Raw genomic sequence first — 10,355 nt, 5'->3', positions numbered from 1 at the left:
GTGGAACCCGGCGAGGACCGGGTCCTGCGGATCACCATGAACCGACCGGAGAAGCTGAACGCCTCCGGCGAGGTCGGACACGGCGAGCAGGGCCGGATCTGGCGCGAGTTCGACGACGACCCCGACATGAACGTCGCTCTGATCACCGGCGCGGGCCGGGCCTTCAGTGCCGGTGGCGACATCGAGGCCGGCAACGGCCCACCGGCCGTGGACACCAGGGACGGTCGCGCCTTGGTGCGCAACATGATTGCCTGCCGCAAGCCCATCGTCTCCGCGATCAACGGCGTCGCGGTCGGCGGCGGCCTCGCGATCGCGCTGCTCGCCGACATCAGCATCGCCAGCGAGAAGGCGGTCCTGATGGACGGTCACATCAAGCTGGGCGCGGTCGCGGGTGATCACGCCGCGCTGGTCTGGCCTCTCGCGATCGGCATGGCCCGCTCCAAGTTCCTCCTGTTGACCGGCGACCGGATCAGCGGCCGGGAAGCCGCCGAGATGGGCCTGGTCGGCAAGTGTGTGCCCCACGAGGAGCTGATGCCCACGGCCGAGGACATCGCCGGACGGCTTGCGCGCGGCCCCCAGTTCGCGATCCAGGCCACCAAGGCGGCGCTCAACGACTGGTACCTGCAGAACATCAGCATCTTCGAGCACTCGCTCTACATGGAGGCCCACAGCCTCACCCTGCCCGACGCGGAGGTGGGGATCGCCGCGGTGCGCAGCAAGACCGAACCGGTCTTCCCCGGCGCCGTCGGGTCCCACCGCTACTAGGGTGGTTCAGGTAGCCGACCCGAGATCCACCGAGCCAGAAGGGAAGCCGCTGTGGCTGCCGAACCGTTCGAGGTCACCGTCACCGACGCCGAGATCACGGATCTGCGGGACCGGCTACGACGCACGCGATGGCCCGAGCCCGAACCGGTGCACGACTGGTCCCAGGGGTTGCCGCTGGCCTACGCGCAAGAGCTGTGCCACAGCTGGGCGCAGGAGTACGACTTCGGGTTCGCCAAGCGGCTCAACGCCTTTCCGCAGTACCGCGACACGATCGACGGCCTGGGTATCCACTTCGTGCACGTCCGCTCACCGGAACCGGACGCGTTGCCGCTGGTGCTCACGCACGGGTGGCCGGGTTCGGTGCTCGAGTTCCTGGAGGTCTTCGGCCCGCTGACCGACCCCCGCGCGCACGGCGGGGACCCTGCCGACGCCTTCCACGTGGTGGCTCCGTCGCTGCCCGGGTACGGGTGGAGCGACAAGCCGTCGACCACCGGGTGGGGCGTCGAGCGCATCGCGCGCGCCTGGGACGCCCTGATGGTGTCCCTGGGTTACCCGCGGTACGGGGCCCAGGGCGGTGACTGGGGATCGGCGGTGTCCGGCGCGCTGGGCGAGGTGGCCCCCGAACGGGTGGTCGGCGTGCACGTGAACATGGGCTCCGTGGCGGCAGGCACGTTCGACGACCCGACGCCCGGAGAACAGGCGAACCTCGAGGCCGCCAACGAGTTCCAGCGCACCGGACGGGGCTACTCGGGGCAGCAGGCGACGCGGCCGCAGACCCTCGGCTACGGACTCACCGACTCTCCGGCGGGGCAGGCCGCCTGGATCGCCGAGAAGTTCTGGGCGTGGACCGACAACGACGGGCACCCGGAGGACGCGGTGTCGCGGCAGGCGATTCTCGACGAGATCTCGGTTTACTGGTTCACCGCGTCGGCCACGTCGTCGGCCCGACTGTACTGGGAGAGCTTCGGCAGTTTCCGGGACAGGGTCACCGCGCCGTCGGGACTGTCGGTGTACCCGCGGGACATCCACTGCCCGTCGCGGCGGGAGGCCGAGTTGCGGTTCACCGATCTGCGCTGGTTCCAGGAGCTTCCGCGCGGTGGCCACTTCGCCGCACTGGAGCAGCCGGAGTCTCTTGTCGAGCAGGTCCGCGGCTTCTTCCGCCTCGTCCGCTGACCACCCGCCAGAAGCACTACACCGCTGCCGCCCGGGCCGAGCGCGAAGAACCCGACCTGGGTTTCATCTCCGCAGCGTAGAAGTGCTTCGCGTCCGACCTCGCCATGGAGGTCACCACCAATGCCGTTCAGTTGTTCGGGGGTGCCGGATACACCACCGACTTCCCGGTGAGCGAATGATGCGTGACGCCAAGATCACCCAGATCTACGAGGGCACCAACCAGATCCAGCGGGTCGTCATGAGCCGCGCCCTCCTGAAGTGAATGCCTCATCCGATGCTCACATGTGTTCTGCGCGTGAGAATTCAGCGCTTGGTACATCACCTCGGTCAGCGTTCATGAACATCGACGAATGTAGGCGACATCGCAGTCTCAATGGTGCCAGCCCCAATGTCTCAACCGCGTTGGGCTGAAGCAGGTCCCGGAGAGTCCTTTGAGATTCACTTGGCTCGTTCTGTGGCATGGACACTCCCGACCAATGAGACACGTCGAGGTGGCTCAGATCTAGGCGGGAGCCGGGTCTGCCTGATTGTATTCCCTAACAACGCAATCGACCAATTTCAGGCCCGGCTAGACCGTGCTTCTCCGCAACCTCGGCCAACACCGATCCCGCTCGGCCGCAATTGGTCGCAATGGGCCGTGTTTCACCAAAACTCTGCTAGCGCAATGTATTATCCACATATGACCCTTAACCTGTCTGCCGATGAACTTTTGACGACTACTCGCTCGGTACGCAAACGGCTCGACTTCGACAAGCCGGTGCCGCGTGAGATCCTGCTCGAATGCCTGGACCTAGCGTTGCAGGCGCCTACCGGTTCCAATTCGCAGGGATGGCAGTGGGTATTCGTCGAGGACGCCGAGAAGAAGAAGGCCATCGCCGACGTCTACCGCTCAGCTGCAACTCTGTACCAGGAGCAGGAAAAGCCCCTCTACGGCGACAGCCGCGACGAGCGCACCCCCAAGGTCGTCGACTCGGCGATGTACCTCGTCGAGCACCTTCACGAGGTTCCAGTGTTGATGATTCCGTGCCTCGAGGGCCGACCCGACGGCGCACCCGCGGGGACGAGTGCCAGCTTTTGGGGGTCACTGCTCCCTGCGACCTGGAGTTTCATGTTGGCGCTTCGCTCCCGTGGCCTCGGTTCGGCATGGACATCGCTGCATCTGACAGGCAACGGCGAAAAGAAGGTGGCCGACGTCCTGGGCATCCCGTTCAACGAGTACTCGCAGGGCGGGTTGTTCCCGGTCGCGTACACCAAGGGTAACGATTTCAAGAAGGCCAAGCGCCTGCCAGCCGAGCAGCTGACTCACTGGGACGCATGGTAATTGCACCTGGGTCTGTAGTCGCTCTTCCTGAAGGGAGGTTGCCGCTGAAGCGTGCCACCACCGAGGGTGGGCTAGGTCCTCAACGGCCCGACCGCCAGTCGCGAAGTGTGTTGCCGACGAGATCCTCAATGCAGTCGTGGCTAGAACACCGAGGTTTGCTTACTGAGCGTGTCGTCGGTGCTGGTTAAAACTTAGGCAGCGCCGGATGAATCGCGACCAGCTGCGTGCCCGGCCATCCGCCCGGCTGACGTTTCGCAGGGATTGAAGCTTGCCGATTCTGCTCCACCACATAGGGATAACACAGCAGCTATTCATCACGTCAAACTGGCGATCAACACGAGCATGTGCTGTCTGTAGGTTCGTCGAGCGACCCAGGGCTCTAGGACGAAGTCACTTCCGTCGACGTAGCGTTGCGAGGCGACCATGGATTCGTGGCCAAGGAGCTTCATTGGCGCGTCGAAGCTCACTTGGGCGAGCTCGGTGGCCAAGATGTAAAGCACACCGTGAGCCACTGCGACCTTTGCGCATTCGGTGTTGACGCCCGCCTTTTCGAATGAGCCGGGCACGGTAGCGCTGAGGTTGTCGCGGGGCACAGCGTGAACGCCACCCCAGCATGGCAGGCTTTCGTGGACATCTGCGGTTATCCATGACGACTCAGCATCGAGCTGCCGAACTGCGACATGAAGGCGGTCGATCGCGTTGCGCCGCAACGAAGAACGGCATTGCATGCATCACCGAATCGACACTAGAGCCGGGCCGCGTCCTTCTGGACATCGACGAACAACCAAGCCGCACCTGGAAGAGTGGTTCTGTCCCGTGAGAACGAACCCGGGCGCACAGACACTTCTCGGGTTCGCCGACAGAATCTCCTGCGCTGCAATCAGTCACTGCTGGAGCGGCTGCGGCATATTTGGATGTCATTGCCGACACCTAGCCGTGAACGGCTGGAGGTACCGAAATTTGCCGGGCAGAACGAGCCTTGAAGGACTCGGAGCGTATTGAAGTCGTGCGCGAAAAGCTCAGCGCGGTTTTCGCCGAGTGGTGCGTGCCGTTCGCCGCAGTCACACGCCAGGCCCAAGAGGCTGGTGGGGCACCGGCAGACTTGGTGCCGCCGAAACCACCCATCTTGCATTCACCGCGCGCCCAGTTCATTGACCGGTACTCGAAGTGTGCCTTGCTCTTCCGCTTGACTCGGCAAATTTGATTGCCTTGTGCGCGCTTTACTCCGAGGCGGATTAAATCGGCGGCAGTGCGCTGCCACCACACCCCGCTGACTTGGTGGTGCCAGTCTACGTATTTGAGTCGCCAGCTTGGCTCGCATCGATTGGGCGGATGAACTTCTCCATGGCGGCGGCGAGCTGCCCAGGGGCCTCTTGAGCGACCAGGTGCCCGACTCCCTCAACGACGACTGCATCAATATCCGTGGCGGCGATCCGCCGGAAGGTCTCCGCCGTGATGGGGGCGTTCGCTCCGTCTACCGCCAGAACTGGCATGGACAGTGGGTACGTCTGGACAAGCGTCCGCGTCATCCCGTTGTCGGTAAAGATGGCTTGGTACAGCCCTGCCGTGCCTCGCCAACCATTTGGTCGTGCATAGGAACGAACGAATTCGTCGATGTCCTCATCCGAAATGGCGTCGTCGACGACAGTCATCATGGGCAGGGCCCATCCGCCGACAAACTCCCGTTCATGACCAGCCAGCAACATCTCGGGGATGCCGGGAGCGGCAAGGAAGCTGTTGTGCCACGAGCCTCCGTGGTTGACGTCTGTCAAAGATTCCAAGCCAAAGCCAGCCAGGGTTGTCTCGACGGCAATGAAGCTCATCACGCTCTCTGGGTGGGTCACGGCAAACCGAAATGCCAGGCCTCCACTAATGTCCTGGCACAGCAGGTGCACGGGGCCAGCGTCGAGCATGTCTACCAATTGGTGGATATCTTCTGCGTGGGTCGTCTCACTGAAGTCGACTCCGTCTGCGGATGAATCTCCATACCCTCGGAGGTCGGCAGCGAACACACGGTGATTCTGCGCCAACAGTGGGATGAGCTTGCGGAAAGCCCACCAAGTCTCCGGCCACCCATGGAGAAGAAGAATCGGCGACCCCTTCTTGCCCGCGGAGACGTAATGAAGTGTCGTCCCGTTGACGGGCACACTGCAGTGAGTGACCTCGGGGATCGTGGCTCCAGATGGACGTCGCGCCGCCATAGGTTTCCTCCAATTTAGACAACCTGGGTGTCTAATAATCGACAACCTAGGTGTCAAAGTCAAACGAATGCGCAGTGGCTACCAACGGGAGCCGGGATGTCGCGACGTTGCGGAGGAGTGCGCCGTTGCGTGTCGACGGACCCTTCAACCGGCGCTTGCGTGTCCCGTCGCCGATGAAATCGCCACCTACACTGATTCCATGCCCGCCCGCCACGGCGCTGATTTCGCGCTGCTACTCCTCGGTGGGTTCCGTGAGCTCGTTGACTGCGTCAGCGCGGAGCTCGAAGTTCGTGGCTACGTCGACGTACGGCCCGTTCACGACTTCGCGATTGAGGCCATCCGAACCGGTGCTGACAATGTGTCAGAACTCGGGCGACAGATGTCCGTGTCAAAGCAGTCGGCCGCCAAGACGGTCGCGGTGCTCGTGGAGCGCAACTATGTCGCGCGTGAACTCGACCCGCGGGACGGCCGTCGAATGCTGCTGCGCGTCACTTCTCGCGGTTTGGAGATGCAGAACGAGGCCACATCGATCTTCAACGACCTGTACGCGAGGTGGCAGGAAGAGGTCGGCGCCGAGGCGATTGCATCAATGGAGCAAAGCCTCAAGCACCTTGTCGGTAATGCATCGATCCGGTTTGATCTGCCACGATGGATGGCTAACCCGGGTGGCTGACCCGAACGTCAATACGCCCGGTCTGACGCCGTCACTGCCGCCCCAGGACGTACTGTCCAGCAGCATTGTTTGTTACAACTGCGGCGGCACCAAGTACATTCTTTCCGCCACTGCGTCGGCCCTGCTTCCATCGGATCAAATTTGTTGTGACAGCGACCATTTGAGCGATCGGCGAATGCAGGTCGAAATAGATGACGGTTGTGACGACACGGCCAGCACGAAAGGCGAGGCGAACCAGGGTGGGGGAGTAGCCAACGCGGTCGGTTGGGCAATCCACCCCTCGTCGGGGCCACGCCCGCCACTGTCTTGCCACCAACGCTGCGAGGACGTCCGGTGGGGCCGGTCGCGCCGTTTCGTCGGCTTCTGCAGCTAGTGACATGGTTGTGCTGACGGCGCCACCAGCGGCGCCTTTTATTGGGGTGACATGGGACGGGCGTGCGCTCCTAGGGCTTGGTCTGCGATTTCGCCCATGACAGCGCCGCTTCGGGGACGGGGCGCGCCGACGGCCTCGATGCCGCCCCGTCGCCACGTAGCGAACAACCCGAGAGTGTTCCACCTACCGGCATGGCGGGTTACCGGTTGGACTCCGACCAGGTGGAAACGGCAGCAGACCTGCCGAACGCATGGACGTTGGTCTGACTGAACATGATGACGTGGTCTTTGCAACCGTTACGTCAGGGCGCAACTGTGGCCAATCATCGCGGTGCCGCTTTGCGTCGCTAATCGGAATCTCTGTCGAGTGACGCGATTTGCCATTGACTACCACTAATCGGCGCCGCCGCCCCCGGGTGGGCACGAGCAGGTCGGCGGCGCTGGCCGTCCGGCCGAGGAGCTCATCGCGAGGCGCGGGATCCCCTCAAGCTCGTGACCGTCCTGCGAGAAGTGTCCGGCTTCATCGAACGCCAGCTGTATTAGCAATGGGCCACGTCCGCTTCGGCATTGGAGTCAGCGTTCGAGGTCCTTTGCTGTTCACTCGGACCCTACGAATTCTGCATCTGCGCGCCACAATCATCGGCGCACGCAGTTCTTTCTCGTGGATCCGGCCACCGTGACAGTGTATCGATGATCTGCCTACAGCGAGAGTTGTGTATCATCGACTCTCATGGCATCCGGACGGGAAAGTCTGCTCGAGGCGGCGCGCATGCTGCTTGCTCAACACCCCGAACGAGAGCCCACGACGCGCGAACTCTACGACGCGGCGGGCGTAGGCGCACCGACGCTCTATCACCACTTTGGAGACAAGCGCGGGCTCATCGAGGCAGTCTTCGATGAAGCGTTTACCCGATATCTGGCGCAGAAGCACGACCTCCCGCAGACGGGCGACAGCGTCGCAGACTTCGGCGCTGGCTGGGACATGCACATTCGCTTCGGTGTTCAGAATCCCGCCCTGTACACGATCTTGTATGGGCGAGCGGAGAGGCGCCGCTCTCACGCTGCCCAGGCCGCGGAGACCGAATTGCGACGCGCAATCACGCGTCTCGCAGATGCCGGAGTCCTCCAGATGGACGTGGACGAAGCGATCGCCGTGACGACCGCCATGGCGATCGGCTGCGTCACGCACCTGATCCACCACGGCGAGTCCAATAGCGGACCGTTGGCACGGACAATGCGATCCGCGCTGTTGTTCCAACTCACTGGTGTCTCGCCTGAGCGCGATAACGCCTGCGAGGCCGTTCGGGCGGTGCTGGCCATGCTGAGTTCCGCAGCGGGACTCTTCACCGGCCCTGAGGACGCCCTGCTGCGCCAGTGGCTGCGCATGCTCGCCGAGCACTCTGAACAAGTTTCAGCCGCCGTCGGCGTCGCGACACCAACCCCCCAATAAGACGCCCAACGAAAGGAGCATGAGATGTCGACTGCCCAAACGCAATTCGCGCCTGACCACCTGATAGGGAACCGGGAGCGCGTCCTGCGGCTCGGGTATGGCGCCATGCAATTGGCGGGCCCCGGTGTAATCGGGCTGCCCGACGATGTGGCTGGCGCTATCGCCGTACTTCGCGGCGCCGTGGACCAAGGAGTCCGATTCTTCGACACCGCCAATGCCTACGGCCCGCGCACTGTCAATCAGATCATCGGACGGGCGTTCAGACCTCTGCCCGACGACGTCGTGATCGGTAACAAGGTAGGAGCGTGGCGCGACCCAGCCGGCGGATGGACCTTGGACCAACGCCCGGAGACGCTGCGGACGCAAGTGGAGGACGCGCTTCTTGACATGGGCGCCGACGTCAGTCTGCTCACCTATTTGCGGCTGCAAGGCGACAACCAGGGCCCCGACCAAGACCCACCACCCAAGGACGTCACCTTGGAGGAGGCTCTGGGCACGCTGGTCGAGCTCCGCGACGAGGGCAAGATCCGACACATCGGGCTCTCTGGCGCATCACCCGAGAGGCTCGAACACGCCCAGAAGATCACGCCCATCGCGGCCGTTCAGAACCGCTTCAACCTGGTCGACCGCAGCGGGATTGAAGTCCTGCAGTCCTGTGAGCGACACGGTATCGCGTTCGTGCCGTTCTGGCCGCTTGCATTCGGCAACCTCGGCGAACCGGACGCCCTCACAAGGCCTGCGCGGCGGCTCGGTGTCTCTACCTCGACCGTGGCCCTGGCATGGCTTTTGCGCCGCTCACCGGTCATGATCCCGATTCCGGGTACCAAATCGCTTCTCCACCTGCGCGAGAACATCGGTGCCGTCGACATCGCACCCCGACTAACCGACGACGAGGTTGCCGCGCTGACCGCAGCCGAAGACGAACGGTCGGCGACCCTAAGCCAGATGCCAGCTTCCACAGCGGCCGCGTTGAAACGCGTTGGCGCGCGACCTCCTACTGACTAGACTCCCGCACACAGTCAGGTCACGTTCGCGCTTCTGTCTTCAAGACCGAGACTCTCAATGATGGTGTCAAGGCACGGCGGTGGGTTCGGCGGCGGCGCGGACGGCAGGTCTCGCATTGCGGGGCTGCCATCACCGCGGGTTCGAGACGCACGGGTTACGACTCGACAGGTGAAGCGCGGTTCAACACGAACTTCATGTGTGGCAGCATCCGCCCGGGAAGTAGGCCGCTGGGTGAGTCGCCGATTCGCTCTGCGCCAAAGCGCGAGTAGAAGGGTTCAGCGCCGGGATCGGCGTCGAGGACCAGTTCAGCGAAGCCGTGCTCTCGCGCTGCACGCAAGGTGTGGGTCAACAGCATTCGGCCGCATCCGGTGCCGATCGCAGGCAGATCGATGAACAGTCCCGCGAGCTCGCCGATGGGTGGTGCACCTTTGATCACGCTGACGCCGACGAGCGTGGGACCGTGCGCGGCCACCCACGCCATACCCGACGCGCACACCGCGGCATCGAAGGTGAGTTCGTCGCGGCAGGCATCGAGGAACTCTTTGCTGTAACCCCAGTAGCTCTTCGAGCGCAAGGCTAGCTCCGAGATATCTGCGTGTTCGTCGGCGCGCGCCACCCGAATGGTCACCTCAGGCATGCGCTGAACTTAGCAGGTGGTGACGCATGAGGGGGAGCGAATCCCGTTCTGCAGGAACAGCTATGAGCCTTCGCGATTCCCCAAGAGTCGGTCACTCGAACCACCCTCGATCGCACGCCGAGCTGTCTACCGGTTTGATCGATCGGCGATCTGTTGAGGCTGCCTCACATGACCGGCCCACTGTTGGGTCGTCCACGCCGGCAGATTGTCACCGGGCCCGCGTAGCCCGGTCACCCGGTCACGCCGCTCGCGGAGGATGTCGGCGTGGCCAGCGTGGCGGGCTTCGTCGAGGGCGACGTGGACCAGGATTTGTTCCAACGTGCAACGGCGGACGTCCTCGGGCCACCAGGCGACGCTGCCCTCGGCGCCCAGGTCCAGGGCCTCGATCGTCGCGTCAGCGTGGGCGAAGCACGCGTGGGCGTACGACACGACGCTCTCCATTGATTCGTGCTGGGCCGCAAACATGTCGGCGTTGTCGTCGTCGCACGGGACAGTTACAAGTGTCACAGTGACAAAAGGGACCCCGAAGGTGATCGCCGCGCAATTGAACAGAACCGGTCCGCCAATGAGCATTGAGCCGCCACCGCAAAGCGATGACTCGTCCGCAAGTCACACGGCGGCAACAGGCGAGCCGCGCAGCGAAGCGCAACACAGCCAGGACAACCCTGACGACCCGGCACGGACGGCGCAAGCATCCGAGAGACCGGCCAACAATGCAGCGCGCAAACTTGACGGACTCCCGACCCTTCAGGTGCCAA

11 protein-coding genes and 1 pseudogene are annotated in these 10,355 nt (G+C 63.5%); 8 read left to right on the top strand and 4 right to left on the bottom strand.

All coding sequences use genetic code 11. The annotated features are described in order from the left end of the window. The 4 genes and pseudogenes from ABW137_RS34325 to ABW137_RS34310 all read left to right on the top strand — a co-directional run. Positions 1–765: enoyl-CoA hydratase/isomerase family protein (locus tag ABW137_RS34325; protein ID WP_526407180.1), on the top strand; the 765-nt coding region annotated here is incomplete at its 5' end. Positions 766–816: 51 nt separating this feature from the next. After that, the gene (locus tag ABW137_RS34320) at positions 817–1,938 is read left to right on the top strand and encodes an alpha/beta fold hydrolase (RefSeq protein ID WP_526407178.1); all 1,122 of its coding nucleotides are present in this window, start codon (positions 817–819) and stop codon (positions 1,936–1,938) included. A 14-nt stretch (positions 1,939–1,952) separates the two neighbouring features. Continuing rightward, positions 1,953–2,200, top strand: a pseudogene (locus ABW137_RS34315) (acyl-CoA dehydrogenase family protein); the annotation flags it as partial. Positions 2,201–2,617: 417 nt separating this feature from the next. Next, positions 2,618–3,259 carry a nitroreductase family protein gene (locus ABW137_RS34310; RefSeq protein WP_526407176.1) on the top strand — a complete coding sequence of 214 codons (642 nt, stop codon included), beginning with the start codon at positions 2,618–2,620 and terminating at the stop codon, positions 3,257–3,259. A gap of 314 nt (positions 3,260–3,573) precedes the next feature. Here ABW137_RS34310 and ABW137_RS34305 read toward each other — a convergent pair whose 3' ends face one another. Both ABW137_RS34305 and ABW137_RS34300 read right to left on the bottom strand, forming a co-directional pair. After that, entirely contained in the window at positions 3,574–3,969 is a 396-nt protein-coding gene (locus ABW137_RS34305) for a hypothetical protein (RefSeq protein WP_526407174.1), read from the bottom strand. 579 nt (positions 3,970–4,548) lie between these two features. Continuing rightward, positions 4,549–5,460 carry an alpha/beta fold hydrolase gene (locus ABW137_RS34300; protein WP_526407172.1) on the bottom strand — a complete coding sequence of 304 codons (912 nt, stop codon included), beginning with the start codon at positions 5,458–5,460 and terminating at the stop codon, positions 4,549–4,551. Between the two features lie 199 nt (positions 5,461–5,659). On the opposite strand from ABW137_RS34300, the gene ABW137_RS34295 reads away from it, so the two are divergent. From ABW137_RS34295 to ABW137_RS34285, 3 genes are all read left to right on the top strand, one after another. Further along, a complete protein-coding gene (locus tag ABW137_RS34295; RefSeq protein WP_526407170.1) occupies positions 5,660–6,133 on the top strand; it encodes a MarR family winged helix-turn-helix transcriptional regulator in 474 nt (157 codons plus the stop codon). A gap of 1,102 nt (positions 6,134–7,235) precedes the next feature. Further along, complete coding sequence (locus ABW137_RS34290) at positions 7,236–7,955, top strand: TetR/AcrR family transcriptional regulator (protein WP_526407168.1); 720 nt, start codon at positions 7,236–7,238, stop codon at positions 7,953–7,955. A 24-nt stretch (positions 7,956–7,979) separates the two neighbouring features. Continuing rightward, a complete protein-coding gene (locus tag ABW137_RS34285; protein ID WP_526407166.1) occupies positions 7,980–8,960 on the top strand; it encodes an aldo/keto reductase in 981 nt (326 codons plus the stop codon). A gap of 154 nt (positions 8,961–9,114) precedes the next feature. On the opposite strand, the gene ABW137_RS34280 is transcribed toward ABW137_RS34285, so the two are convergent. After that, on the bottom strand, positions 9,115–9,597 hold the full coding sequence (locus tag ABW137_RS34280) for a GNAT family N-acetyltransferase (protein WP_526407164.1): 483 nt from the start codon (positions 9,595–9,597) through the stop codon (positions 9,115–9,117). 126 nt (positions 9,598–9,723) lie between these two features. Beyond that, on the bottom strand, positions 9,724–10,170 hold the full coding sequence (locus ABW137_RS34275; protein WP_526407162.1) for a mycothiol transferase: 447 nt from the start codon (positions 10,168–10,170) through the stop codon (positions 9,724–9,726). On the opposite strand from ABW137_RS34275, the gene ABW137_RS34270 reads away from it, so the two are divergent. Beyond that, the coding region (locus tag ABW137_RS34270; protein WP_526407182.1) for a hypothetical protein at positions 10,127–10,355 on the top strand (229 nt) is incomplete at its 3' end. The two genes, ABW137_RS34275 and ABW137_RS34270, sit on opposite strands and share 44 nt — an antisense overlap.

Origin of the sequence: Mycobacterium sp. (assembly GCF_040509115.1) — a bacterium.
Taxonomy (GTDB): Bacteria; Actinomycetota; Actinomycetes; order Mycobacteriales; family Mycobacteriaceae; genus Mycobacterium.
This window is presented reverse-complemented; position numbering and strand designations above follow the sequence as displayed.

What these genes read in the sequence shown, in the direction of transcription:
- ABW137_RS34310 (WP_526407176.1), top strand. Translation starts at nt 2,618, where the DNA reads ATGACCCTTAACCTGTCTGCCGATGAACTTTTGACGACTACTCGCTCG.
- ABW137_RS34300 (WP_526407172.1), bottom strand. Translation starts at nt 5,460, where the DNA reads ATGGCGGCGCGACGTCCATCTGGAGCCACGATCCCCGAGGTCACTCAC.
- ABW137_RS34295 (WP_526407170.1), top strand. Translation starts at nt 5,660, where the DNA reads ATGCCCGCCCGCCACGGCGCTGATTTCGCGCTGCTACTCCTCGGTGGG.
- ABW137_RS34290 (WP_526407168.1), top strand. Translation starts at nt 7,236, where the DNA reads ATGGCATCCGGACGGGAAAGTCTGCTCGAGGCGGCGCGCATGCTGCTT.
- ABW137_RS34285 (WP_526407166.1), top strand. Translation starts at nt 7,980, where the DNA reads ATGTCGACTGCCCAAACGCAATTCGCGCCTGACCACCTGATAGGGAAC.
- ABW137_RS34280 (WP_526407164.1), bottom strand. Translation starts at nt 9,597, where the DNA reads ATGCCTGAGGTGACCATTCGGGTGGCGCGCGCCGACGAACACGCAGAT.
- ABW137_RS34275 (WP_526407162.1), bottom strand. Translation starts at nt 10,170, where the DNA reads ATGCTCATTGGCGGACCGGTTCTGTTCAATTGCGCGGCGATCACCTTC.